Raw genomic sequence first — 26,181 nt, 5'->3', positions numbered from 1 at the left:
CCTGTCGTTGACGGCAAGCGAGGCTTAGCCGCGGTGACGGGTCGGCAGCACCGCCTTGAGCTTGTCGTCCATGCGGTGCAGGGCCTCCTCGGTGGCATCCCAGTCGATGCAGGCGTCGGTGATGGAGACGCCGTACTGCAGCTGGCTACGATCCGCCGGCACCTTCTGGTTGCCCCAGCCGATATTGGACTCGATCATCAGGCCCATGATGGAGTGGTTGCCTTCGAGGATCTGGTTGGTGACGTTCTCCAGCACCAGCGGCTGCAGGGCCGGGTCCTTGTTGGAGTTGGCATGGGAGCAATCGACCATGATATTGGCCTTGAGGCTGGCCTTCTTCAGCTCCTGCTCGGCCAGGGCCACGCTGACGCTGTCGTAGTTGGGCTTGCCGTTGCCGCCGCGCAGCACCACATGGCCGTAGGCGTTGCCGCGGGTGCGAATGATCGCTACCTGGCCACCCTGGTCGATGCCCAGGAAGTTGTGCGGGTGGGCCACCGACTGCAGGGCATTGATGGCCACGTCCAGGCTGCCGTCGGTGCCGTTCTTGAAGCCCACCGGGCCGGAGAGGCCCGAGGCCATCTCCCGATGGGTCTGGGACTCGGTGGTACGGGCGCCGATGGCGGACCAGCTGATGCAGTCCTGCAGGTACTGGGGAGAGATCGGGTCCAGCGCCTCGGTGGCCAGGGGCAGGCCCATCTCGGAGAGCTCCACCAGCAGGCGACGGGCGATATGCAGCCCCTCCTCGATCTCGAAGGAGTCGTTCATATGCGGGTCGTTGATCAGCCCCTTCCAGCCCACGGTGGTGCGCGGCTTCTCGAAGTAGACGCGCATCACGATCAGCAGGCTCTCCTTGACCTCGTCGGCCAGGCGGCGCAGGCGGCGAGCATAGTCCAGGGCCGCGTCCACGTCATGGATGGAGCAGGGCCCCACCACCACCAGCAGGCGCGGATCCTGGCCGTCGAGGATGCGCTGGATGGCCTGGCGTCCCTCGATCACGCTGCGTTCGGCCTCCTCGGTCAGGGGAATCTCCTGCTTGAGGGCCTCGGGGGTGATCAGGACGTCCTGGGCGAGAACATTGAGATTGTTGACCTGCTGTTGTGACATGCGGCTACCTGTGATGAATCGCGCGGTAATATAAGGGGGTGTCCGAGTAGGCTTCTACTATCGCTCGCCGTCTGGGCGGAAATCAATCGTACCATGGAACTCGCCGTCATCGGCGCAGTCACAGGCTCTCGTGAGTCGTGCGCATGCCGCTTGATGGAATGCCGATAAACAGGAACACTTACGCTAATCCATCACCCCGCCAGGTTAAGGTCGACGTCTATGATGCCCCCCCTTGTCACTCTCCCCACCAGTCAGGCCGCGCCGTCTCCCCTGGCGCCATGCGCCGCCCGGATGGGGAGGGATTGAATGGGCACCCGCGAAACCGACCAGCGCCTCGTCGAACGGGCGCAGCAGGGCGACACCCGGGCCTTCGATCTGCTGGTCAAGAAGTACCAGCACAAGATTCTCGGGCTCATCGGCCGCTATGTGCACGACCAGGCCGAGGTCCAGGACGTGGCGCAGGAGGCCTTTATCAAGGCTTACCGGGCGTTGGGCAAGTTCCGCGCCGAGAGTGCCTTCTACACCTGGATGTATCGCATCGCCATCAATACCGCCAAGAATCACCTGGTCTCCCGGGGACGTCGTCCGCCGGGCAGCGACCTGGATATCGTCGATGCCGAGGTCCTCGATCATAGCGGCCGGCTCGCCGATATCGAATCACCGGAGGCTTCCATGGCTCGCGATCAACTGGAGGCGGCGGTCTTCGAGGCCATCGAGCAGCTCCCCGAGGACCTGCGTACCGCCATCACCCTGCGCGAATTCGATGGGCTCTCCTACGAGGATATCGCCAATGTGATGGACTGCCCGGTGGGTACGGTGCGTTCGCGGATCTTCCGCGCCCGGGAGGCGGTGGATCACCATATTCAGCCCCTGGTGACCACCTCGCGGACCCAGGACATGGTCTCCGAGTGAGCCAGGACGAAACTTTTGCCAGGCGGCTGAACTGTTGGCAGTCCTTGGCGTCAGAGGAAGTGCCAAAGGTTGCGACAAATTCGCGCAGGGTGACCCGGTCGCCCGAGGGTAACGCTGGGGGGGCCGCCGGGCCCGGGACGTTCATAGGCATTATGCCGTGTCGAGTGTGAGGGTAGAGGTAATGAAGCAGAACACGCGGGAGTCATTGTCCACCTTGATGGACGATGAGGGTGACGATCTGGAGTTGCGCCGTGTCCTGAAGTCGCTGGAGGCCGAGCCGGAAGCGGCCGACACCTGGCGACGTTATCATCTGGCCCGCAGCGCCATGCGACGAGAGCGTGAGGTGACCTCCGACATCGACCTCTCCGCCGGTATTCTGGCCCGCCTGGAGGGCGAGCCGGCGCCTGGTCGAGCGGTCGAGACGCCGCGTCGCGGGCTCTTCTCCTGGGCCGGCCGTGCCGCCGTGGCCGCCGGGGTCTCCCTGGCGGTAATCACCGGGGTGCAGGTCTATAACCAGGGCGAGATGGGGCCCGAGATGGCCGCCAGCGAGGCGCCTACCGAGGCGCGCCCCACGGCCTCCTCGACGGCACGCCCCTCCCTGGTCGACCTGCCGCTCTTCCAGGGCCAGGGCCAGGGCGGCATCCGGGCCGCCGGCTCGCCGCTGATGACGGTGGGCGCCGAGTCCCCCTGGCTGGCCCCCAATTCGCGGCAGTCCCAGCGTAACGACCAGCAGCAGGCGCTGATCCTGCAATCCTATCTGGATCGTCATGCCCAGGGCAGTGCCTATCGCAGCGGCGATGCCTGGATGCCCCTGCTGCGTGCCTCCGGCAACGAGTGGCAAGGGCAGCGCTGATGCGGGCATGGCCACGGAAGCGGCACTGGCTGGGCTCGCTGCTTGGCCTCTCCCTGGGATGGGGCGGCCTGGCTCAGGCCGAGTCGAGCGGTTTCGACTGTCGTGCGCTGGGCGATCCGCCGCCCCCGGAGACGCCGGCGGCGTGGTTCGAGCGCAGCCTGTGGGCCAATCACTGCTATCTCTTCGAGGCACGGGCGGTGCGCATCAGCGGCGAGGGGGTGCGCGCCCTGACGTTGATCCATCAGGTCGAGGATGGCCTGCAACGGGAAGTGGCTCATTACCTGGATGGTCCACCCCAGACCTATGAGCGCCTGGGGCGCGTCGGCCGGGGTGGATGGGCCGAGGCGGGCAGCGAGGTCCCTGCCTCGCCGGATGCCATCATGGCTCATCTGGATGACTACTATCGCCTGCGCCTGGCCGGCGACGAGCGAGTGGCCGGGCGCGAGGCGCAGCGCCTGGATGTCGAGCCCCTGGACGCCATGCGCTACGGCCAACGGCTATGGCTCGATCGCGACACCGGCTTGCCCCTCAAGCAGGAGCTGCTCGATGTGGAGGGGCGGGTCCTGGAGACCTTCCAGCTCACCGAGCTGGAGCGGCCGCGCCTCTATGAGGGCCGGGTGCGCCTCGACACCCTGCGTGAACCGCCCCCCGAGACCTGGCGCCCCGGCTGGCTGCCGCCGGGCTATGTGGCCCAGCCGGTGGTCACCACCAGTAGCCTGCATGGCGAACGGGTGGGCCACCGGGTCTATAGCGACGGCCTCTCCAGCCTGAGCCTCTTCGTCGAGCCTCTCACCGAGGAGCATCCTTCCCTGGCACCGGGCTTGCACCGCCTGGGGATTTCCTATGCGGCGGTACATCACCGGGAGCTGGGCGGGCGCCCCATGCAGGTGGTGGCCCTGGGCGAGGTGCCGCCCCGGGTGCTGTTGCAGGTGGTGGAACGCCTGCAGTGGCAAAGCGAGGAGCCGTGAAATGGACGCCGCGTCTCGGCTACTGATCGCCGAGGGGCAGGTGATCACCCCTTTCGAGGGGGGCGCCTGGGTCGAGTTTACCCCCTTGGCAGGCTGTCAGGGCTGTGCCGCTAGCCAGGGCTGTGGTACCGGCCTCTGGGCTCGCTGGCGGGGGGCGAGGCCCCGGCGCCTGGCCATCGACAGCCACCGCCCGCTGCACCCCGGCGAGCGGGTAGCGGTGGCGCTGCCGGCACGGGGCCTGGTGCAGGGCACCCTCGGCCTCTATGGCATGCCACTGATCGGTGCCCTGGGGCTGGGCGCCTGGGGGGAGGCGCGCTTCGGCGCCGATAGCCCCGCGGTGATCCTTGCCCTGCTGACTGGCCTGGCCCTGGGGGCCGGCCTCACCCGCCTGGTGGCCCGCTATCATGGCGCCCGCTACCGCCCGCGACTCCATGAGCCGCCGGGCCGCTAGTCCTCGTCGTTTGTTGGTCTCTTGATCCCTTGTCTCGTCAAATCGCAGGAGCCTTACATGCAACCCATTCGCCATTTTTTCTCAGCCTGGCTATTGATGCTGGTAAGCCTGCTGGCCTGGTCCTCGGCACAGGCTCAGGAGCTGCCCGACTTCCGAACGCTGGTGGAGCAGGCCGCCCCCGGGGTGGTGAATATCTCCACCACTCGGGTAGTGCCCTCCCGGCAGCAGCAGTTCTATGGCCCCGGAGAGGAGTTGCCGGAGATCTTCCGACGCTTCTTCGGCGACCAGTTTCCCATGCCCCCGGGCGGGCCCGGCGGTGAACGGGGTCAGGAGCGCCACTCCCTGGGCTCCGGTTTCATCATCGATGCCGACGGCTACATCCTCACCAATGCCCATGTGGTGGATGGCGCCGACGAGATCCTGGTGCGCCTCAATGATCGCCGCGAGCTGGCCGCCGAAGTGATCGGCGCCGACACCCAGACCGATGTGGCGCTGCTCAAGGTGGAGGCCGATGGGTTGCCGACCCTGGCCTTGGGTGACTCCGATGCCCTGCAGGTGGGCGAGTGGGTGGCCGCCATCGGCTCGCCCTTCGGCTTCGATCATTCGGTGACCGCCGGCATCGTCAGCGCCATCAACCGCACCCTGCCGCGGGATGCCTATGTGCCCTTTATCCAGACCGATGTGGCCATCAACCCCGGCAACTCCGGTGGCCCCTTGTTCAACCTGGATGGCGAGGTGGTGGGCATCAACTCGCAGATCTTCACCCGCAGCGGCGGCTTCATGGGGCTCTCCTTCGCCATCCCCATCAACGTGGCCATGGGGATCGCCGACCAGTTGCGTGCCGATGGTCGCGTCAGCCGCGGCTGGTTGGGGGTGGTGATCCAGCCGGTCTCCCGGGACCTGGCCGAGTCCTTCGGCCTCGACTCGGCCCGCGGCGCCCTGATCGCCGATCTCGACCCCGAGGGGCCGGCGCACCGTGACGGCGTCCAGGCCGGGGACGTCATCATCGCCGTGGATGGCGAGGAGGTGGAGCGCTCCAGCCACCTGCCGCGGCTGATCGGGCGGGTCAGCCCGGGCAACGAGGTGGCGCTGACGGTGATGCGTGACGGCGCCGAGGAGGAGCTGACGGTGACCGTGGGCGCCTGGCCGGATGCCGAAGCCGCCAGCGCCGCCAGCAAGAACGAGGGTGCCGGCCGGCTGGGGCTGGTGGTGGGGGAGGTCAGCGCCGCCGAGCGGGATCGCCTGGGCATCGAGGCCGGGGTGCGGGTGCGCCAGGTCGATCCCGATGGCTCGGCCTATGAGGCGGGCATTCGCGGCGGGGATATCATCGTCTCGGTGGATCATCACCCCATCGCCTCCGCCGCCGATCTGGTCGCCGCCGTCGACGAGCAGGAGGGCGGCCACGCCGTGCCGGTACGCCTCTATCGCGACGGTCGCTCCCTCTATGTGGCGCTACGCCTCGAGCGTCGTTGATCCGTCGCCGAGTCGTCATCGGGGCCCCGCGGGGCCCCGATGCGTCTCTGGCCTCGCTGTCCAAGCCGCGGCCATGCCGGTACAATGCGCGCATCTCACTCGACGTCCTGCGCAGGCGGTTCTTCTTTTCCGTACGGGGGCGCGTACATGAAGCGGATTTCAGCGAATGTCGAATACCGAAAAACGTAAAGAACTCAGTCATATACGTAACTTCTCCATTATCGCGCATATCGATCATGGCAAGTCCACCCTGTCGGATCGGATCATCCAGCTGTGCGGCGGCCTGAGTGATCGGGAGCTCAAGGAGCAGGTCCTCGACTCCATGGATATCGAGCGGGAGCGGGGCATCACCATCAAGGCCCAGTCGGTGACCCTCGACTACCAGGCCGAGGACGGCAACACCTACCAGCTCAACTTCATCGATACCCCGGGCCACGTGGACTTCTCCTACGAGGTGTCGCGCTCGCTGTATGCCTGCGAGGGGGCCCTGCTGGTGGTGGACGCCGCCCAGGGCGTCGAGGCCCAGTCGGTGGCCAACTGCTACACCGCCGTGGAGCAGGGCCTCGAGGTGCTGCCGGTACTCAACAAGATGGACCTGCCCCAGGCCGACCCGGACAAGGTCTCCCAGGAGATCGAGGAGATCATCGGCATCGATGCCACCGACGCCTGCCAGGTCTCCGCCAAGAGCGGCCTGGGCATGGAGGCGTTGCTGGAGCGCCTGGTGCGCGATATTCCGCCGCCCAGGGGCAACCCCGATGGCCAGCTGCAGGCGCTGATCATCGATTCCTGGTTCGACAACTACCTGGGGGTGGTCTCGCTGGTGCGGATTTTCGACGGCACCCTCAAGAAGGGCGAGAAGATCCGTATCAAGTCCACCGGCCGCGACTGGCAGGCCAACGAGGTGGGCATCTTTACGCCGCTGCGCCGCGAAACCGGCGTGCTGCGTGCCGGCGAGGTGGGCTTTATCGTCGCCGGCATCAAGGATATCCAGGGCGCCCCGGTGGGGGATACCATCACCCACGCCAAGACCCCGGACGTGGAGCGCCTGCCCGGCTTCCAGAAGGTCAAGCCCCAGGTCTATGCGGGCATGTTCCCGATCAGTGCCGACGATTACGAGGACTTCCGCGACGCCCTGGAGAAGCTGGCCCTCAACGATGCCTCGCTCGAGTACGAGCCGGAGAACTCCGATGCCCTGGGCTTCGGTTTCCGGGTCGGTTTCCTCGGCACCCTGCATATGGAGATCATCCAGGAACGCCTCGAGCGCGAGTATGATCTCGACCTGCTCACCACCGCGCCCACCGTGGTCTATGAGCTGGTCATGAAGAATGGCGAGGTGCGCTACGTCTCCAACCCCTCCAAGTTGCCGGACATGGCCGACGTGGAGGAGATGCGCGAGCCCGTCGTGCGGGCCAGCATCCTGGTGCCCCAGGAGTTCGTCGGCAACGTGATCGCCGAGTGCGAGAATCGTCGCGGTACCCAGAAGGACATGCAGTTCCTTGGCAGCCAGATCCAGCTGATCTATGAGCTGCCCATGTCCGAGGTGGTGATGGACTTCTTCGATCGCCTGAAGTCGATCTCCAAGGGCTATGCCTCCCTGGACTACGGCTTCGAGCGCTTCGAGGCCGCCAAGCTGGTGCGCCTGGACGTGCTGATCAACGGCGACCGGGTGGATGCCCTGGCGGTGATCATCCACCGCGACCATGCCCACGGCCGGGGGCGCATCCTGGTCGAAAAGATGAAGGAGTTGATCCCGCGTCAGATGTTCGACGTGGCGATCCAGGCCGCCATCGGCGGTCAGGTGGTGGCTCGCTCCACCGTCAAGGCGCTGCGCAAGAACGTCACCGCCAAGTGTTACGGCGGCGACGTGAGCCGCAAGAAGAAGTTGCTCGAGAAGCAGAAGGCAGGCAAGAAGCGCATGAAGCAGGTGGGCCGGGTGGAGATTCCCCAAGACGCCTTCCTCGCGGTACTCAAGGTCAATGACTGATTTGATAACCTAGGAACGCTTAACCCCATGGACTTTTCGCTGTTGCTGGTGGTGGCCGTGGCCGTCACCGGCCTGATCTGGCTGGCCGACCGGCTGTGGTGGCGGCGTGGCCGCCTGGCGCGGCTCGCCGCGGTGGAGGCCGAGGCCCAGGAGCCCGTGGAGGGCGAGGCCCGCGAACGGCTGCTCAAGGAGCCCTGGCCCGTCGACTATGCGCGCTCCTTCTTCCCGGTGTTGCTGGTGGTGTTGGTGGTGCGCAGTTTCCTGGTGGAGCCCTTCCAGATCCCCTCCGGCTCCATGCGCCCGACCCTGGAAGTGGGCGACTTTATCCTGGTCAACAAGTACGCCTATGGCCTGCGCCTGCCGGTGACCCATACCCGTGTCGTCGAGCTGGGCGAGCCGCAGAGGGGCGATGTGATGGTGTTCCGTTTCCCCAGTGAGCCCACGGTGAACTTCATCAAGCGGGTGGTGGGGCTGCCCGGCGATCGCGTGCGCTACGAGGGCAAGCAGCTCTATATCAACGGCGAGGCGGTGCCCAAGGCGCTGCTGGAGGAGGGGCCCGCCGCGGCGCCCCGGGAGCTGCTCCTCGAAGAGCGCTTAGGCGAGCGAGGCCACCTTATCTACAATAATCCTCAGGATCCCGGTCCTCAGGTACGCGAAGTGGTGGTGCCCGAGGGGCACTATTTCACCGTCGGCGACAACCGGGATCACTCCAACGACAGCCGCTATTGGGGCTTCGTGCCGGAAGAGAACATCGTCGGCCGTGCCTTCGCGGTATGGATGCACTGGGACGGCGGCCTGCCCAGCTTTACCAGCGTGCGGCGGATTCAGTAATCAGGGGGGAGAGCCCCCGATGGCTCGCGGCCTGGCCGCGGGGCATCCGATAAGCAACAGAGCAGGAGTTTCGTGAGCAACCCCCTGAAGGATTTCAGCCGTCGCATCGGCCACTCGTTCGGCGACGCCTCGTTGCTGGAACTGGCCATGACCCATCGTAGTTATGGCGGCAAGAACAACGAGCGGCTCGAGTTTCTCGGCGACTCCATCGTCAACTTCGTGATCGCCGAGGCGCTCTTCCGGCGCTTTCCCGAGGCCCGCGAGGGACAGCTGTCGCGGTTGCGGGCCCGGCTGGTCAAGGGCCAGACCCTGGCCGAGCTGGCCCGGGAGTTCGAGCTGGGCCAGTGTCTGCGGCTCGGCTCCGGCGAGATGAAAAGCGGCGGCCATCGTCGCGACTCCATCCTCGCCGATGCCGTGGAGGCGGTGATCGGCGCCATCTACCTGGATGCCGGCATGGACGTGGCCAAGGCCCGGGTACTGGCCTGGTATGGTACCCGCCTGGAGGCCATCGACCTGCAGGATACCCAGAAGGACCCCAAGACCCGCCTGCAGGAGTTCCTGCAGTCCCGCCAGTCGCCGCTGCCCCGCTACGAGGTGCTGTCGGTGGAGGGCGAGGCTCATGCCCAGACCTTTACCATCGAATGCCAGGTAGAGATGCTGGATGTTCCCACCGTCGGCGTCGGCTCCAGCCGTCGCTATGCCGAGCAGCAGGCCGCCGAACAGGCCCTGGCGCAACTCGAACCCAAGGGAGCCCGGTCATGACCCAGACCTGTGGATTCGTGGCCATCATTGGTCGCCCCAATGTGGGCAAGTCGACGCTGATGAACCGCATCCTCGGCCAGAAGGTGTCGATCACCTCCCGGCGTCCCCAGACCACCCGTCATCAGGTGATGGGCATCAAGACCGAGGGGGAGGCGCAGTTCATCTATGTGGACACGCCGGGGATGCATATCATGGCGAAGGATCGCAACAAGGCGATCAATCGTTTCATGAACCAGGCCGCCACCCAGGCCCTGCGCGACGTGGACTGCGTGGTCTTTATCATCGACCGCACCCGCTGGAGCGACGAGGACCAGGTGGTGCTGGACAAGCTGGCCCAGGTCAAGGCGCCGGTGATCCTGGCGGTCAACAAGGTGGACTGGCTGGAGGACAAGGCCAGCCTGCTGCCCTGGCTGGCCAAGGTGGGCGCCAAGCGCGACTTCGCCGCCATCCTGCCGATTTCTGCCAAGCATGGCACCAATGTGCCGGAGCTGGAGGCGGAGGTGGCTAAGCATCTGCCGGAGAGCATCCACTTCTATCCGGAAGACCAGATCACCGACAAGAGCCAGCGCTTCCTGGCCGCCGAGCTGGTACGCGAGAAGATCATGCGTCAGCTCGGCGACGAGCTGCCCTACCAGATGACGGTGGAGATCGAGGAGTTCCGCGACACCGGCAAGGTGATCCATATCAGCGCCCTGATCCTGGTGGAGCGCCCCGGCCAGAAGAAGATCCTGATCGGCGACAAGGGCGAGCGCATCAAGCAGATCGGTCGCGAGGCGCGCCTGGAGATGGAGCGGGCCTTCGGCGCCAAGATCATGCTCAACCTCTGGGTCAAGGTGAAGCGCGGCTGGTCCGACGATAGCCGGGCGCTCAAGAGCCTGGGCTACGATCTGGACTGATGTCGCCGACTTCGGGGTCAGACCCCGGCACCGACTCGGGTGGCAGACTCCATGGCCCGGGGCTTTCCTGGGGGCAGGCAACTCCGCGAAGACGCTGTGAACCCTTCCCTGGGCGCTCGACTTTTTCGTCCCTGAAAAAGACGCTTCGCTCCGGCCTGCCCCCAGCGCCCCTCAGCGATTCCGGCAACAAGGCTCCTTGTTGCTTGCAGGAGTTCGCCCTGAATTGGATGGCAGTCCATGCAGCCACAACCCGCCTTTCTGCTGCATAAGCGCCCCTACCGGGAGACCAGCGCCCTGGTGGAGCTGATCACCCTGGATCATGGTCGGGTACGCGCCGTGGCGCGGGGCGTACAGCGCCCCGGCAGCCGCAGCCGTGGACGATTGCAGCCCTTTACGCCCCTGCACCTGACCTGGAGCGGCCACGCCGAGCTCAAGCGCCTGGGGCTGATGGAGAGCCGCGGCGCGGCGGCCCTGCTGGCCGGCGAGGCGCTGCTGTGCGGCTTCTATGCCAATGAACTGCTGACCCGCACCCTGCCGGTGGAGCTGCCGGTGGCCGAGGTGTTTGCCTTCTATGGCGCCCTGCTGGAGGCGCTGCCCTACCCGCAGCGGCGTGGCCCGGCGCTGCGACGCCTGGAGCTGGCCCTGCTGGAGGCCCTGGACGCGGCCCCGATTTATGTGGACGAGCGGGGCGCCGAGCTGGACCCCCAGGGCCGTTATGGTTATCGGGCCGAGGCGCGGCACTTCGTGCGGTTGGCCGAGGGCGGCCTGGATGGGCGCACCCTGCGCCTGCTGGCCCAGGGCGACTGGAGCGAGCCGGGGCTGGCGGGCCCCGCCAAGGGGCTGGCCCGGGCGGCCCTGGCGCCATTGCTGGGCAGCCGCCCGTTGCGCTCCCGGGAACTGATGCAGCGCCTCGCCGCCTCCCGACGTGCCGCGGCGTCGCCGGGTGCTTGACCCGGGCTTCCCGCTTTCGGCGTCTGCCTTTACCCTTATGCCTTGATTTCCCTTTCCCTGGAGCTCGCTATGCATCCCCCGCGTATTCTGCTCGGCGTCAATATCGATCATATCGCCACCCTGCGTCAGGCCCGTGGCACCCGCTATCCGGATCCGGTCCAGGCGGCCCTGCTGGCCGAGGAGGCCGGTGCCGACGGCATCACCGTGCACCTGCGCGAGGATCGCCGGCATATCCAGGAGCGCGACGTGCGCCTGCTGGCCGAGGTACTCAATACCCGCATGAACCTGGAAATGGCGGTCACCGAGGAGATGCTGGCCCTGGCCGAGGAAGTCCGGCCGGCCCATGTCTGCCTGGTGCCGGAGAAGCGTGAGGAGCTGACCACCGAGGGTGGCCTGGACGTGGTGGGAGGCTTCGAGGCGATCGCCGCGGCCTGCGCGCGCCTGGCCGCCGTGGGCTGTGAGGTGTCGCTGTTTATCGACCCGGAGCCGACCCAGATCGAGGCCGCCGTCAAGGCCGGCGCGCCGGTGATCGAGCTGCATACCGGGGCCTACGCCGAGGCCAGTGGCGAGGCGGCTCGCCGGGAGCATGCGCGGATCGCCGCCGCCGCCGAGCTGGCCGGGGAGCTGGGGCTGATCGTCAATGCCGGCCATGGCCTGCACTACCACAACGTGGAGGCCATCGCCGCCATTCCCGGCCTGCATGAGCTCAATATCGGCCATGCCATCATCGCCCGCGCCCTCTTCGTGGGGCTCAAGGAGGCGGTGGCGGAGATGAAGCGGCTGATCATCGCCGGCCAGGAGGCGGGCTTCGTGGCGGCCCTGGAGGCCCACGACCACGATCACGACCACTGAGTCGATCCCGGGGCGAGTCCGCCCCCGGGCGACCTATTTCAGGCTGGTGGAAGTGGCCTCGCCATCCCGGGGCGCTTCCGCTCCTTGCTCCCAGGCCCGTAGCCGCGCCATGGCGGCATAGAGGGCATCGACCAGTGAGGCGGTGTCGGCCAGGCCGGCGACCCGCAAGCGGGTCTCCAGGGTCTCGGCGAGCAGGGCCAACTGGGGCACGCCGCAGTAGCGGCAGGCGCCGTTGAGGGCATGCACGGCGTCCAGGAAGGCGGTCTCGTCCCCGGCCTCCCAGGCCTGGTGCAGTTGATCCTCGGTGTCGTCGAGGCTGGCCAGCAGCATCTCCAGGGTCTGGCGTGCCAGGTCCTCGCGTCCCCCGGCCAGCTTGGTGCCCAGGGCCAGGTCCACCGCCGGCAGCTCCTCGTCCCGGGTGGGCGGGGGGCGACGCGGAGCCGGGCGCGGCGAGGGGGCGGCGGGTAGGCTCAGGGGCATGCTGAGATGCTGTCCCAGCAGGCCGACCAGGGCCTCCGCCTGGATCGGCTTGATCAGCACGTCATGCATGCCGGCCTTGAGCAGCCGCCGGCGTTCCTCCTCCAGGGCATGGGCGGTCACCGCGATAATCGGGCAGCCTCGCCAGCCGCCGCCCAGCTCGCGCAACGCCTTCATCGCCTCCACGCCGTCCATGCCCGGCATACGGATATCCATCAAGACCAGGTCGAAGGGCTCGGAGCGCCCCCGGGCCAGGGCCTCCTCGCCACTGGCCGCCTCGACCACTTCCAGGCCCAGGCCATCGAGCATCTCGCGCACCAGCAGGCGATTGGAGTCGGTGTCGTCCACCACCAGCACCCGTCGGGGGGTGGTCGAGACGGGAGCCGCGGGCGCCGGCGCCGGCGTGGGTGCATCCAGCTGGCGCTGGACCACCGTCGCCAGGCTGCGCCGTGACAAGGGCTTGCTGATCACCTCGCCGCCATGGGGCAGGGGCAGGTCGGGAATATCGAAGGGCGGTACGTTGGCCATCACGATACTGGGGCAGTTCACCCCCGCCAGGCAGCTGCGCCAACTGAGCATCTCCGCCCTGGCCATGGGCAGAGGCGGCAGGCCCACCAGCAGCAGGTCCGGTGCCGCCAGGGGGGAGTCGCAGGGGTGTCCCTCTTCGAGCACCTGCAGCTCGGCCCCCCAGCTCCTCAGCAGGTGTGCCAGGGCATGGCGAGTCGCCGCATGGGGCTCGAAGAGGGACACCCGCAGGCCGCTCAGGTCCAGCTCCTGGGGGCGCTCCTCCAGCGACTTGGCCCGCAGCGGCAGGCTGAGGGTGAAGGTCGAGCCCCGCCCCGGGGCGCTCTCCACGCCGATCTCGCCGCCCATCTGTTCCACCAGCTGGCGGCAGATCATCAGCCCCAAGCCGGTGCCGCCATAGTGGCGGGTATCGCTCTCCCGGGCCTGCTGGAAGGCCTGGAAGAGGCGTCGCTGGCTCTCCTCGTCCATGCCGATGCCGGTATCGCTGATCTGCACCCGCAGGATCACCTCGGCGCCCTCGGTCTCTTCCAGCATCACCCGTACCAGGATCTCGCCCTTCTCGGTGAACTTGATGGCGTTGTGGACCAGGTTGGTGAGCACCTGCTTGATGCGCAGCGGGTCGCCCTGCAACTGGGCCGGCACGTCGTCATAGACCAGCCCCAGCAGGTGCAGCTGCTTCTGCTGGGCCATGGGGGCCTGCAGCCCCAGCACCTCGTCGACGATCACCAGGATATCCAGGTCGACGCTTTCCAGCTCCAGCTTGCCCGCCTCGATCTTGGAGAAGTCGAGGATATCGTTGATCAGCGACAGCAGGCTGTTGGAGGCCTTGTGTACATGGCTGAGCCACTCCTGCTGGCGGTCGTCCAGGTTCGAGCGGGCCAATAGCTGGCAGAAGCCGATGATGCCGTTGAGGGGCGTGCGGATCTCGTGGCTCATGTTGGCCAGGAACTCCGACTTGATACGGCTCGCCTCCAGGGCGCGGCGGTGGGCCATGTCGAGCTCGATATTCTTGATCTCGATGGTTTCCATGGACTCCTGCAGGTCCAGGGTGGTCTGTTCGATATGCTGCTGCATGTCTTCCTGGGCATGACTCAGGTAGTCGGCCAGGGCATTGAGGCCCTGGGCCAGCTCGGCGGTTTCCACCGGCCCCCGGGTGTCCAGGCGCGGCCGGTAGTCGCCGCCATTGAGACGCTCCAGGGCGCGGCGCAGCGATTCCAGGGGCTGTACCCACTGACGCCCCAGGCCGTAGGCCAGCAGGAAGAGCGCCAGTCCCAGCACCAGGCAGCCCAGGCCGACCAGGGTCAGGTGGCGGTAGAAGGTCAGGCGCTGGCCGGTCGGGGTCACCTCCAGGTCGACCCACAGGGGCGTGGCCAGGCCGGGGAGGGGAGTCTGCAGGCGCCACCCCTGCCAGGCGGAGGCCCCGGCACCGTCGGGCCTTCGTGGATCCTGTCCCTTGCCCAGATGCAGGGTGGCATCGCCCTGGGCATCACGCAGGCTCAGCGCCTGCACCGGCGACTCGTCCAGCAGGCGTTGGGCAAGCTCGGCCAGGCGCACCTGATCCCCCGCCTCGATGGCCTCGACCAGGGAGGGCGTCAACAGGGCCACGGCACGCTCCAGCCGCGTCTTGAGGGCGGCCTGCTGCTGCTGGTCGATGTAGTAGAGGCTAGTCGTGGCGATGCCGCCGATCAGGATCAGCGGCACCAGGAAAACGAGCAGCATCAGGCGGGTACGCAAGGACATCGGGGCTTCCCATGGCGCCAGGGGTTGGCGGACAGTATGACACAGCCGGGGATCATCACTGTCACCCGGCCGGTCCCATGGATATAATGGAAAAAACGTTTCCATAAGGAAAGTTAGATGCAGTTTCCCACCCTCGAGGACGTGGTCGGCGACACGCCCCTGGTGCGCCTGCAGCGCATCTCCGCCGGCCGCAACAACACCCTGCTGGCCAAGCTGGAGGGCAACAACCCGGCGGGCTCCGTCAAGGACCGTCCGGCCCTGTCGATGATCCAGCAGGCCGAGGCCCGCGGCGAGATTCGCCCCGGCGACACCCTGGTGGAGGCCACCTCCGGCAATACCGGTATCGCCCTGGCCATGGCCGCCGCCATCAAGGGCTACCGCATGGTGTTGATCATGCCCGAGAGCGCCTCCGAGGAGCGCAAGCAGGCCATGGCCGCCTATGGCGCCGAGCTGATCAGCGTGACCAAGGAGGGGGGCATGGAGGCGGCCCGCGACCTGGCCGAGTCGATGATCGCCCGGGGCGAGGGCAAGGGACTCGATCAATTTGCCAACCCCGACAATCCGCTGGCCCATTACCGGGGCACCGGCCCCGAACTATGGCGCCAGACCGAGGGGCGGATCACCCATTTCGTCAGTTCCATGGGCACCACCGGCACCATCATGGGGGTCTCCCGTTACCTCAAGGAGCGCAGCCCCGAGGTGCAGATCGTCGGCCTGCAGCCGGAGGATGGCGCCAGCATTGCCGGTATCCGCCGCTGGCCCAAGGAATACCTGCCGCGCATCTTCGACGCCAGCCGCGTCGACCGGGTGCTGGATATCGGCCAGGAGGAGGCCGAGATCCATATGCGGCGCCTGGCCCGTGAGGAGGGCATCATGGCCGGGGTCTCCTCCGGCGGTGCCCTGGCCGGGGCCCTGCGCATCGCCGAGCAAGTGGAGAATGCGGTGATCGTCTTTATCGTCTGCGACCGCGGCGATCGCTACCTCTCCACCGGCCTGTTCGGAGCCTGAGATGGCGATGCTTGGAAAACGCCGCCCGCCGCGGCGCCGCTCCGGTGTGTCGGGCCTGAGTGGTCGAACCGCGCCGGCGACTCTGGTGGCCGAGGCCACTAGCGACGAGGCCGGGGTGGTCATCGAGCGCCTGGCCCATGATGGCCGGGGGCTGACCCACGATGCCGACGGCAAGGCTTGCTTCGTCGAGGGCGCCCTGCCCGGCGAGCGGGTGCGCCTGGCGGTGCATCGCCAGCGCAAGCGCTTCGATGAGGCCCACCTGCGTGAGGTGATCGTGGCCTCGCCGGAGCGGGTCGACCCGCCCTGCGAGCATTACGGCAGTTGCGGTGGCTGCGATCTGCAGCACCTGGCCCTGGACGCCCAGCGCCGCCACAAGCAGGCGGTGCTCGCCGAGCAGCTGGGCCGTCAGGGCGTGACCCTGGAGGCGTCGCCGGAGCTGCTGGCCGGCGAGGGACTCGGCTATCGGCGCCGGGCGCGCCTCGGCGTGCGGCTCGACGCCGAGGGGCAACTGCATCTGGGCTTTCGTGGCCGGCGCAGCCACCACCTGGTGGATATCGCCGCCTGCCCGGTGCTGACGCCGCCCCTCAGCCGGCTGATCCCGGCCCTGCGCGAGCAGCTCGAGACCCTGGAGGCGCCTCGCCAGGTGGGGCACCTGGAGCTGATCGACGGCGATGCCGGGGCGGCCCTGGTGGTACGCCAACTGCGCGACAACCCCCGCGACGCCGAGCGCTGGCGAGCCTTCGCCGAGCGCCAGGGCGTGCACCTGGCCTGGCTGGTGGGTCGCGAGACCCCGGAGCTGCGCTGGCTCGGCGAGGCGCCGAGCCTGCACTACGCCCTGGGCGAGCTGCGGGTAAGCTTCGCCCCGGGGGACTTCGTCCAGGTCAATGGTGAGGTCAATCGTGCCCTGGTGGAGACGGCCCTGGCGTGGCTGGCGCCGGCCCGGGGGGAGGCCCTGCTGGACCTGTTCGCCGGGGTCGGCAATTTCAGCCTGCCCCTGGCTTTCGCCGGGGCCCGGGTCACCGGGGTGGAGGGCAGCCCGGCGATGGTCGAGCGCCTGGCCGACAACGCCCGGGCCAATGACCTTCCCCTCGCGGCGCGCCAGGCGAACCTCAACGACCCCGAGGCGGTGGCGCAACTGCTCGACGAGGTGCCGGCGACGGGCGTGCTGCTCGACCCGCCCCGGGAGGGCGCCGAGGCGGTATGTCGCGTCCTGGCCAAGCAGGGGGCGGTGGAGCGGGTACTCTATGTCTCCTGTGACCCGGCGACCCTGGCCCGGGATGCCGCCATCCTGGCGGCGGGGGGGCTGCGCCCGGTGCGTGGCGCCGTGGCCGATATGTTCGCCCAGACCGCGCACCTGGAGTCGGTGCTGCTGTTTCGCCGCGGGGCGAACTGAGGAACGGACAGAGAACAATCAGCGGGCCGTCGGCCGGCGGCCCGGGGTGGAATCAAGGAGCGCCAGGAGATGGTGAAGGTTCGTGAAGACCAGCCGCTGAACGGCGAGGGCCGGGTCGATATCGACCAGTGGCTGGTGCGCCTGCAGGACGACGTGACCCTGAGTGACCCGGCGGAGTTGCGTCGGGCCTGTGAACTGGCCCAGCGCCTGGCCGCCGATAGCCAGCGTGCCCACAAGACCTGGCTGCCCCAGGACACCAGCTTCCGCATGGGCCTGGAGATGGCCGATATCCTCGGCGAGCTCAAGCTCGACCAGGCCGCGCTCGAGGCGGCGGTGCTCTACCGCACGGTGCGCGAGGGGCTGCTTAGCCTGGAGCAGGTCGCCAAGCAGTTCGGCGACGAGGTGGCCCGGCTGATCGACGGCGTGCTGCAGATGGCCGCCATCAGCCAGCAGGCCCCCAGCCACGGCATGCAGCAGCACGACCAGCAGGACAACCTGCGCAAGATGCTGGTGACCATGATCGACGACGTGCGCGTCGCCCTGATCAAGATCGCCGAGCGCACCTGTGCCCTGCGCCAGGTCAAGGATGCCCCCCGCGACAAGCGCCTGCTGGTGGCCCGGGAAGTCTTCGATATCTATGCCCCCCTGGCCCATCGCCTGGGCATCGGCCACCTCAAGTGGGAGCTGGAGGACCTCTCCTTCCGCTACCTCCACGAGGAGGACTACAAGGCCATCGCCAAGCTGCTGGCGGAGAAGCGCCTCGACCGGGACCGTTATATCAGCGATGTGGTGGGTACCCTCGAGGAACTGCTGGAGGCCCAGGGCATCACCCGCTACGAGGTGGATGGTCGCGCCAAGCATATCTACTCCATCTGGCGCAAGATGAAGCGCAAGCGCATCGAGTTCTCCCAGGTCTACGACGTCCGCGCGGTGCGCATCCTGGTGCCGGAGGTGGCCGACTGCTACACGGCCCTGGGGCTCGTCCACTCCCGTTGGCACCATGTGCCCCACGAGTTCGACGACTATATCGCCAACCCCAAGAGGAACGGCTACCAGTCCCTGCACACCGCCGTGCTGGGGCCGGAGAACAAGGTGCTGGAGATCCAGATCCGCACCTTCGCCATGCACGAGGAGGCGGAGCTCGGCGTCTGCGCCCACTGGCGCTACAAGGGCCACGACACCAAGGCCAAGAGCTCCAGCTACGAGGAGAAGATCGCCTGGCTGCGCCAGGTGCTGGAGTGGCAGGAGGAAGTCGGCGAGTTCGGCGACCTGCGCGAGGGCCTCAACAGCGACGTGGCCCCGGACCGCATCTACGTCTTCACCCCCGACGGCCATGTCATCGACCTGCCGCGCATCGCCACCCCCATCGACTTCGCCTACCGGGTGCATACCGAGGTGGGCCACCGCTGCCGGGGCGCCAAGGTCAACGGCCGTATCGTGCCGCTCACCTACAAGCTCAAGACCGGACAGCAGGTGGAGATCCTCACCGCCAGCAAGGGCGGCCCCAGCCGCGACTGGCTCAACCCCGGCCTCGGCTATGTGCGCACCTCCCGGGCCCGGGCCAAGATCCAGGCCTGGTTCAAGCAGCAGGCCCGGGGCCAGAACCTGGAAGAGGGCAAGGCCCTCTTCGAGCGCGAGATGAAGCGCCTGGACCTGGAGGGCATGGACCTGGAGACCCTGGCCCGCAAGGTCAACTACCAGGGCCCCGACGACATGTACGCGGCGCTCGGCGCCGGCGACCTGCGTATCGGCCAGGTGCTGCACCAGGCCCAGCAGCTGTTCGGCGAGTCCGATGACCAGGAGCAGCTCGACCGGCTGCTGGCCAAGCCCCGCAAGGGGGCGCCCAAGGGCGGCAAGAGCGATATCACCGTGCTCGGCGTGGGCAACCTCAAGACCAGCATGGCCAACTGCTGCCATCCGGTGCCCGGGGAGGCGATCGTCGGCTTTATCACCCAGGGGCGCGGGGTCACCATCCACCGCCAGGAGTGCCCCAATATCCTCCAGCTGCGCCTCGACGAGCCCCAGCGCATCATCGAGGTGGAGTGGGGGGAGCGCCCCGGCACCCAGTACCCGGTGGATATCGTCATCGAGGCCTGGGATCGCTCCGGGTTGCTGCGCGACGTCACCGGCCTGCTGGGCAACGAGAAGGTCAATGTGCTCTCGGTGAACACCCGCACCGACAGCGAGGACGGCATCGCCCGGCTGGCCATCACCCTGGAGGTGGATAGCCTGGAGACCCTGGGGCGGCTCTTCTCGCGGATCCAGCAGTTGCCCAATGTGATCGACGTCAAGCGGTTGCGTACCGGCAAGGGAGGCAAGGCATGAGCGAGCCCCGCTACGGCCTCGATGACCTGCTGACCCTGATGGCGGTGCTCCGCGACGCCGACCAGGGCTGCCCCTGGGACCTCAAGCAGGACTGGGACAGCATCGTGCCCCACACCCTGGAGGAGGCCTACGAGGTGGCCGACGCCATCGAACGGCGCGCCTATGAGGAACTGCCCGGCGAACTCGGCGACCTGCTCTTCCAGGTGGTCTACTACGCCCAGTTCGGGGCCGAGGAGGGGCGCTTCGATTTCCATGACGTGGTCCACGCCCTGACCGCCAAGATGTTGCGTCGCCACCCCCATGTCTTCCCCGAGGGCACCCTGGCGTCGCGGCGGCCTCCCGGGGTGAGCGCCGAGGCGATCGAGACCCGCCAGGTTCACGCCCGCTGGGAGAGCCTCAAGGCCGAGGAGCGCGCCGAGCGGGACGCCCATTCGGTGCTCGACGACGTACCCAGGGCGCTGCCGGCCCTGTCCCGGGCCGCCAAGCTGGCCAAGCGCGCCGCCCGGGTCGGCTTCGACTGGCCCGACGAGGGCGGCGTGATCGCCAAGATCCGCGAGGAGCTCGATGAGGTGGAGGAGGCCCTGGCCGCCGGGGATCGCCGCCACGCCGCCGAGGAGGTGGGCGACCTGCTGTTCGCGGTGACCAACCTGGCGCGCAGGCTCAAGGCCGATCCCGAGCAGTGCCTGCGCGGCACCAACGCCAAGTTCGAGCGCCGCTTCCGCCGCGTGGAAGCGGCCCTGGCCGGCGAGGGCCGCGGTCTCGCCGAGGCGAGCCTGGAGGAGATGGAAGATCATTGGCAGGCCGCCAAGCGTCAGGAGCCGGCCACCGCGCATTCCGAGGAGGGAGCCAAATGAGTCATGACCTGCATGAATCCCTGCGCGATAACGTGCGTATCCTGGGCGATAGCCTGGGGCGCACCATCGCCGATGACCTGGGTGAGGCCTTCGTCGACCGCATCGAGGCGATCCGCGCCTTCGCCAAGCGCGGCCGCTCCGGGGATGCCCAGGGCCGCCGCGAGCTGATCGAGTACCTGCGCCGGCTGCCGGACCGCGACCTGCTGCCGGTGACCCGGGCCTTCAACCAATTCCTCAACCTGGCCAATATCGCCGAGCAGCACTACCGGGCGCGCTTCCGCCGGGTGGAGGACTACAAGCCCGGCAGCCAGCCGGTGCTCGGCGAGCTGCTGGCCCGGGCCCGGGAGTCCGGCTACTCCGCCCAGACCCTGGTGGAGACCCTCGCCGGCATGCGCGTGGAACTGGTGCTGACCGCCCACCCCACCGAGGTCATCCGTCGCACCCTGATCCAGAAGTACGACGCCATCGACGACTGCCTGACCACCATCGAGGCCTCCGGCGACTACCCGGAGCGGGCCAGCCGCGCCCAGGGGCGCCTGGAGGAGCTGATCAGCCAGGCCTGGCACACCGACGAGATCCGCCACGAGCGCCCCTCGCCGGTGGACGAGGCCAAGTGGGGCTTCGCGGTGATCGAGAACTCCCTGTGGCAGGCGGTGCCTGACTTCCACCGCGACCTGGACAACCTGCTGCTGGAGGCGGCCGGCGAGCGCCTGCCCCTGGACGCCGCGCCCCTGCGCTTCGCCTCCTGGATGGGCGGCGACCGGGACGGCAACCCCAATGTCACCGCCAAGGTGACCCGGGAGGTGCTGCTGCTGGGACGCTGGATGGCGGCGGACCTCTACCTGCGCGACCTGGAGCAGCTCAAGGCGGAGCTCTCCATGTGGAAGGCCAACAGCGCCCTCAAGGCCGAGGTGGGCAACGTGGCCGAGCCCTATCGGGCCCTGCTCAAGCGCCTGGCCACCCGGGTCGAGGCGACCCGCGACTGGGCCAAGGCGTGCCTGGATGGGCGCCCCTACGAGGGCGGCCCGATCATCGAGAACCGCGATCAGCTCTATGCGCCCCTGCTCACCTGCTACCGCTCCCTGTGCGACGTGGGCCTCGACACCATCGCCAATGGCGTGCTGCTCGACACCCTGCGCCGGGTGGCGGTGTTCGGCGTCACCCTGACCAAGCTGGACATTCGTCAGGACGCCGCCCGCCACGCCCAGGTCTTCGAAGAGCTCAGCGACTACCTGGGGCTCGGCAACTACCGGGAGTGGGACGAGGCCCGGCGCCAGACCTTCCTGCTCGAGGAGCTCGCCTCCAACCGGCCGCTGATCCCGCGCCGCTGGGAGTGCTCCACCGAGACCCATGAGGTGCTCGATACCTTCCGGGTCATCGCCCGGGAGCAGCGTGAGGCGCTGGGCACCTATATCATCTCCATGGCCGGCCAGCCCTCCGACGTGCTGGCGGTGGCGCTGCTGATGAAGGAGGTGGGCGGCGACGTGCGCCTGCCCATCGCCCCGCTGTTCGAGACCCTGGCGGACCTGGACCGCGCCGGCGAGGTGATCGACCAACTGCTGGCGTTGCCCGGCTATCGGGCCCTGGCCGGCGACAGCCAGGAGGTGATGATCGGCTACTCCGACTCCGCCAAGGACGCCGGCCAGCTGGCCGCCGCCTGGGCCCAGTACCGGGCCCAGGAGACCCTGGTGGCGGTCTGCGAGCGTCACGGCGTCGACCTGACCCTCTTCCACGGCCGCGGCGGCACCGTGGGTCGCGGCGGCGGCCCGGCCCATGCCGCCATCCTCTCCCAGCCGCCGGGCTCGGTGAACGGCAGCCTGAGGGTCACCGAGCAGGGCGAGATGATCCGCTTCAAGTTCGGCCAGCCGGATATCGCCCTGCGCTCCATGGAGATTTACGCCTGCGCCGTGCTGGAGGCCTCGCTGCTACCGCCCCCGGCGCCCAAGCCCGAATGGCGCGAGGAGATGGATCGCCTGGCGGGCATCGCCCACCGCGGCTATGTGGGGGTGGTGCGGGAGAACCCCGACTTCGTGCCCTACTTCCGGGCGGTGACCCCGGAGGGCTCCCTGGGCCGCCTGCCGCTGGGTTCGCGGCCCACCAAGCGGCGCCAGGACGGCGGCGTGGAGACCCTGCGGGCGATCCCTTGGATCTTCGCCTGGACCCAGACCCGTTTGATGCTGCCCGCCTGGCTGGGCAGTGGCGAGGCCTTCGCCACCCGACTGGCGGAGGAGAGCGGCCTGGAGCGACTGCGCGAGATGCGCGCCCACTGGCCCTTCTTCGGCACCTACCTGGACATGCTGGAGATGCTGCTGGCCAAGGCCGACGTGGAGATCGCCGCCTACTACGAGCACCGCCTGGTGGACGAGCCGGCGCTGCTCGAACTGGGGGCCGCCCTGCGGGAGCGCTTCGTCCGCTTGCATCAGGGACTACTGGAGATCCTCGATCAGCGGGAACTGCTCGAGGACACGCCGCTGATTCGTCAGGCCATCGAGGTGCGCAACCCCTATATCGACCCCCTGCATAGCCTCCAGGCGGAGCTCTTGCAGCGTAACCGGGATGCCGACGGCGCCATCAGCCCCGAACTCTCCCGGGCGCTGATGGTGACCATGGCCGGTATCTCCGCCGGGCTGCGTAATACCGGCTAGGCCGTGGTCTTCGCTAGCCTGGCGAAGAAATGCCTGATGGTGGCTCTCTATCCATCGGCGGCTATCTCCGCCGGGCTGCGCAATACCGGTTAAGTTGGTGGCCTTGGCTAGCCTGGCGAAGAAATGCCTGATGGTGGCTCTCTATCCATCGGCGGGCATCTCCGCCGGGCTGCGATATACCGGCTAAATCGCTTGGCAAGCCGGGTTCCTACCAGGGAGGGGCGATCATCTTGTGGGAGTGGGGGTGTCCCGTGGCAGGGAGCGCGCTAAGCCCGGGCCGAGTGGTAGCGGTTCAGGCCATGGTAGGCCTCCAACAGCTTGCAGTGGGCCAGCCCATGGCGGCGGGCGGCCTCGAGCAGCGGGCCGAGGATGGCGTCCCGCTCGGTGGGGCGCCCGGCACTGACGTCCTGGAGCATGGAGGCGCGGTTATTGGCGGTGCCCTCGATCACGCCCCACACCAGCGTCGCCCAGCCCGATTCGGGGGCGGGAATCCTCTCGGCGGCGAGAATCGGCGCCAGCTCCGCGATCATCGCCTCCACCATCGGCCGGAAGGGACGGTCGCGCAGCTGCCCATTGCGAATCCCGAAGCGCGCCACCAGGGGGTTGATGGCGGCGTTCACCGCCAGCTTGTGCCAGAGCCGGATACGAATATCGGTGACCGGCGTGGTGGGCAGGCCGGCACGACTAAGCACGTCGGCCAGCGCTGCCGCCAGGTCGGCGTGCTTCCCGTCGAGGTTGCCCAGCCAGGTGTGGCCACGGCCGGCGTGAACCACGCCATCTTCCACCACATAGGCACCCTCGCTGGTGCTGGCACAGAGCACCGGCCCCGGCCAGCTGGCGTGCAGGCGCGGCTGGACGTCATAGCCGTTCTGCCATAGCACCAAGGGGGTGTGGGGGGGCAGGTGGGGAGTGACCGGAGCCAGGGCCGCCTCCGCCACCGTGGCCTTGGTGGTCAGATGCAGCGCCGCGACCTCGCCGGGCAAGTCGGCTTCGGTGCTCAGGGCGCTATCGAGCTCGCGACTCAGCGTCTCGCCCGCCGGGGTGGTGAGGCTGAGCCGGGGGGGCAGGGGACGGCGCCCCAGCAGCTTCACCGGGACGGGACCGGCGGGGCACAGGGTCAGGCGCAGGGCCAGCAAGCGCCCCAGGGCCCCGGGGCCGAGAATCAGCTGGGTCATCGGGGCTCTCACCGGGGCTCTCATCGGGGCTCTCCCTTGGCACGGCGTGACCGGCTGCCCGTGGCCCGGGGTTTCGAGGTGCGGCTACCCGAGGTGCGGCCGCTGCCCTTGCCTCCGCTACCGCGACGCCCCTTGGCGGCGCGCCGCGGCGAGGGTGTCGGCGCCTCGATGGCCTGGCTCGTCGCCAGGGTCTGGCGCAGGGTCTGGGCGTCGGCGGCCCCCAGCAGCTGGCGCAGGTCCGCCACCAGAGCGCTCAGGAAGGGCGCCGGCGCCTCGCCTTGCTCGGCGATGGCGGCCAGGCGCTGCTCCCAGAGGGCGGTGCGCTCCGGGCGACTCGCCGCCTCGGGCAGGGCGCCGATCAACGCATGGCCGGTGCGGCTGGCGCGCAGGGCGCTCTTCTCCCGCACCAGATAGCCCCGCTCCACCAGGGTCTCGATGATCCCCGCCCGGGTCGCCTCGGTGCCCAGGCCGTCGGAGTCGCGCAGGGTGCGCTTGACCGCCGGATCATTCACATAGCGGGCGATATTCATCATCGCCTTGATCAGGCTGGCGTCGTTGAAGGGCTCCGGGGGCCGTGTCTCGCGATCCTCCACCCGGGCGTCGATGACCCGGGCGGTCTCGCCCTCCACCAGGGGCGGCAGGGGCGGCGCCTCCTCCCGGGTGGTAAACAGTGGCTTCCAGCCCGGCACCTTGAGTTCGCTGCCCTGGGCGCGGAAGCGCTCGTCGAGGAGGCGAAACTCCGCCTTCACCTCCCGGGTCTCCAGGGGCGGGTAGAACTGCGCCAGCACGTTGCGCACCACCAGCCGGTAGACCCTGGCCTCGGCGTCGTCGAGGCGCGAAAAGTCCGGAGTGCGCCCGGTGGGGGCCAGGGCGTGGTGGGCGCCCACCTTGGCATCGTTCCAGGCCCGGGAGCGGCGCGAGAAGTCGGCGCCGGCGAGCCACTGGGCCAGGGTGCTGTCCCCTTGGCAGGCCCCGGCCAGGGTGCGGGCGGCCAGGCCATGGTGCTCCCGGGGCAGGTAGCGGCAGTCGGAGCGGGGGTAGGTGATCAACTGGTGGCGCTCGTAGAGGCGCTGGCAGATATCCAGTACCGCCTTGGCGGGCAGCTTGTAGCGCCGCGCCGCGTCCACCTGCAGTGCCGAGAGGGAGTAGGGCAGGGGCGCCGACTGGCGCTTGTCCTGGGCCTGGAGCGATACCAATTGGCCCTCGGTGCCGGGCAGGCGCGACGCCAGGGCCTCGGCGGGGGGCCGGGCCAGCAGCCGCCCCTGGTCGTCCAGGGGGTGGGTCTCGCCGGGCTGCCACCAGGCCCGCAGCTGGCCGCCGGCCACTCGCAGGTCGGCCCAGAGCACATAAAAGGGCCGTGGTCGGAAGGCGGCGATCTCGGCGTCCCGGCGCACCACCAGCCCCAGTACCGGGGTCTGCACCCGGCCCACCGAGAGCACGCCGTTGTGGCCCGCCTGGCGGCCCACCAGGGTCCAGGCCCGGGTCAGGTTGATGCCATACAGCCAGTCGGCCCGGGAGCGGGCCTCGGCGGCCCGGTAGAGGGCCTGATAGGCGGCGTTGTCCTCCAGGCGGCCGAGGGCCCGCTGCACCGCCGGGCGATTGAGGTCGTTGATCAGCAGCCGCGCCACCGGTCTCTTCCAACCCAGGTGCTCGATCACCTCCTGCACCAGCAGTTGGCCCTCCCGGTCCGGGTCGCCGGCATGCACCACCTCGCTGGCCTCCTTGAGCAGGCGGCGCAGCACCGCGAGCTGGCCGCGGGCCTTGGGGCGTGGTGTCAGGCGCCAGGGGTCCGGCAGGATCGGCAGATGATCCAGCCGCCACTGCTTGTAGGCGGGGTCGTAGGCGTCCGGGGGCGCCTGCTCCAGCAGATGCCCCAGGCACCAGCTGACCCGGGTGTCGCCGACCTGCAGGTAGCCCTCCTGGCGCTGGCTCCTGCCCGGCAGGGCCTCGGCGATGGCCCGGGCCAGGCTGGGTTTTTCGGCGATGATCAGGCGCATGGGTTCCC

General features: G+C 68.5%; 20 protein-coding genes. 16 read left to right on the top strand and 4 right to left on the bottom strand.

Translation table 11 applies throughout. The features are described from left to right. Nucleotides 1-24: 24 nt before the first annotated feature. Complete coding sequence (locus ACQ1W9_RS12245; RefSeq protein WP_431023628.1) at nt 25-1,101, bottom strand: 3-deoxy-7-phosphoheptulonate synthase; 1,077 nt, start codon at nt 1,099-1,101, stop codon at nt 25-27. Nucleotides 1,102-1,407: 306 nt separating this feature from the next. Here ACQ1W9_RS12245 and rpoE point away from each other — a divergent pair, with 306 nt between their 5' ends. The 11 genes from rpoE (at nt 1,408) to pdxJ (ending at nt 12,034) form a co-directional block, all read left to right on the top strand. Next, nucleotides 1,408-2,013 (top strand): RNA polymerase sigma factor RpoE, encoded by a 606-nt coding sequence (gene rpoE / locus ACQ1W9_RS12240; protein ID WP_431023627.1) that lies wholly within the window; start codon nt 1,408-1,410, stop codon nt 2,011-2,013. Between the two features lie 181 nt (nt 2,014-2,194). After that, the gene (locus ACQ1W9_RS12235; protein ID WP_431023626.1) at nt 2,195-2,866 is read left to right on the top strand and encodes a sigma-E factor negative regulatory protein; all 672 of its coding nucleotides are present in this window, start codon (nt 2,195-2,197) and stop codon (nt 2,864-2,866) included. Continuing rightward, on the top strand, nt 2,866-3,834 hold the full coding sequence (locus ACQ1W9_RS12230; protein WP_346063127.1) for a MucB/RseB C-terminal domain-containing protein: 969 nt from the start codon (nt 2,866-2,868) through the stop codon (nt 3,832-3,834). The genes ACQ1W9_RS12235 and ACQ1W9_RS12230 overlap by 1 nt, the downstream gene beginning before the upstream one ends. 1 nt (nt 3,835) lies before the next feature. Beyond that, on the top strand, nt 3,836-4,285 hold the full coding sequence (locus ACQ1W9_RS12225; RefSeq protein WP_431023625.1) for a SoxR reducing system RseC family protein: 450 nt from the start codon (nt 3,836-3,838) through the stop codon (nt 4,283-4,285). 57 nt (nt 4,286-4,342) lie between these two features. Next, a complete protein-coding gene (locus tag ACQ1W9_RS12220; protein WP_431023624.1) occupies nt 4,343-5,758 on the top strand; it encodes a DegQ family serine endoprotease in 1,416 nt (471 codons plus the stop codon). A 166-nt stretch (nt 5,759-5,924) separates the two neighbouring features. Continuing rightward, nucleotides 5,925-7,742 (top strand): translation elongation factor 4, encoded by a 1,818-nt coding sequence (gene lepA / locus ACQ1W9_RS12215; RefSeq protein ID WP_346063124.1) that lies wholly within the window; start codon nt 5,925-5,927, stop codon nt 7,740-7,742. Nucleotides 7,743-7,769: 27 nt separating this feature from the next. Next, nucleotides 7,770-8,573: a signal peptidase I gene (gene lepB, locus ACQ1W9_RS12210; protein ID WP_431023623.1), complete on the top strand. Its 804-nt coding sequence runs from the start codon at nt 7,770-7,772 to the stop codon at nt 8,571-8,573. Nucleotides 8,574-8,645: 72 nt separating this feature from the next. After that, the gene (rnc, locus tag ACQ1W9_RS12205; RefSeq protein WP_431023622.1) at nt 8,646-9,335 is read left to right on the top strand and encodes a ribonuclease III; all 690 of its coding nucleotides are present in this window, start codon (nt 8,646-8,648) and stop codon (nt 9,333-9,335) included. After that, nucleotides 9,332-10,231, top strand: coding sequence for a GTPase Era (gene era, locus ACQ1W9_RS12200; protein WP_346063121.1), 900 nt, complete (start codon nt 9,332-9,334; stop codon nt 10,229-10,231). Before rnc ends, era begins: the two co-directional genes overlap by 4 nt. A 237-nt stretch (nt 10,232-10,468) precedes the next feature. After that, nucleotides 10,469-11,182 carry a DNA repair protein RecO gene (recO, locus tag ACQ1W9_RS12195; RefSeq protein ID WP_346063120.1) on the top strand — a complete coding sequence of 238 codons (714 nt, stop codon included), beginning with the start codon at nt 10,469-10,471 and terminating at the stop codon, nt 11,180-11,182. Between the two features lie 69 nt (nt 11,183-11,251). After that, the gene (gene pdxJ, locus ACQ1W9_RS12190) at nt 11,252-12,034 is read left to right on the top strand and encodes a pyridoxine 5'-phosphate synthase (protein WP_346063119.1); all 783 of its coding nucleotides are present in this window, start codon (nt 11,252-11,254) and stop codon (nt 12,032-12,034) included. 33 nt (nt 12,035-12,067) lie between these two features. Here pdxJ and ACQ1W9_RS12185 read toward each other — a convergent pair whose 3' ends face one another. After that, complete coding sequence (locus ACQ1W9_RS12185) at nt 12,068-14,776, bottom strand: ATP-binding protein (protein ID WP_431023621.1); 2,709 nt, start codon at nt 14,774-14,776, stop codon at nt 12,068-12,070. Between the two features lie 117 nt (nt 14,777-14,893). On the opposite strand from ACQ1W9_RS12185, the gene cysM reads away from it, so the two are divergent. The 5 genes from cysM (at nt 14,894) to ppc (ending at nt 23,001) form a co-directional block, all read left to right on the top strand. Next, on the top strand, nt 14,894-15,784 hold the full coding sequence (gene cysM, locus ACQ1W9_RS12180) for a cysteine synthase CysM (protein ID WP_431023620.1): 891 nt from the start codon (nt 14,894-14,896) through the stop codon (nt 15,782-15,784). A 1-nt stretch (nt 15,785) separates the two neighbouring features. Beyond that, nucleotides 15,786-17,177: a 23S rRNA (uracil(1939)-C(5))-methyltransferase RlmD gene (gene rlmD, locus ACQ1W9_RS12175; RefSeq protein ID WP_431023619.1), complete on the top strand. Its 1,392-nt coding sequence runs from the start codon at nt 15,786-15,788 to the stop codon at nt 17,175-17,177. A gap of 69 nt (nt 17,178-17,246) precedes the next feature. Continuing rightward, on the top strand, nt 17,247-19,502 hold the full coding sequence (relA, locus tag ACQ1W9_RS12170; protein WP_431023618.1) for a GTP diphosphokinase: 2,256 nt from the start codon (nt 17,247-17,249) through the stop codon (nt 19,500-19,502). Beyond that, complete coding sequence (mazG, locus tag ACQ1W9_RS12165; protein WP_431023617.1) at nt 19,499-20,356, top strand: nucleoside triphosphate pyrophosphohydrolase; 858 nt, start codon at nt 19,499-19,501, stop codon at nt 20,354-20,356. Before relA ends, mazG begins: the two co-directional genes overlap by 4 nt. Next, nucleotides 20,353-23,001, top strand: coding sequence for a phosphoenolpyruvate carboxylase (gene ppc, locus ACQ1W9_RS12160; protein WP_431023616.1), 2,649 nt, complete (start codon nt 20,353-20,355; stop codon nt 22,999-23,001). The genes mazG and ppc overlap by 4 nt, the downstream gene beginning before the upstream one ends. A 266-nt stretch (nt 23,002-23,267) precedes the next feature. Here ppc and ACQ1W9_RS12155 read toward each other — a convergent pair whose 3' ends face one another. Together ACQ1W9_RS12155 and ACQ1W9_RS12150 are read right to left on the bottom strand one after the other, a co-directional pair. Continuing rightward, on the bottom strand, nt 23,268-24,176 hold the full coding sequence (locus tag ACQ1W9_RS12155) for a ketopantoate reductase family protein (RefSeq protein WP_431023615.1): 909 nt from the start codon (nt 24,174-24,176) through the stop codon (nt 23,268-23,270). A gap of 20 nt (nt 24,177-24,196) precedes the next feature. Continuing rightward, nucleotides 24,197-26,173 (bottom strand): DNA topoisomerase III, encoded by a 1,977-nt coding sequence (locus ACQ1W9_RS12150; RefSeq protein ID WP_431023614.1) that lies wholly within the window; start codon nt 26,171-26,173, stop codon nt 24,197-24,199. Nucleotides 26,174-26,181: the final 8 nt, after the last annotated feature.

The organism is Halomonas sp. H5, assembly GCF_050613175.1.
GTDB lineage: Bacteria > Pseudomonadota > Gammaproteobacteria > Pseudomonadales > Halomonadaceae > Bisbaumannia > Bisbaumannia salifodinae.
This window is presented reverse-complemented; position numbering and strand designations above follow the sequence as displayed.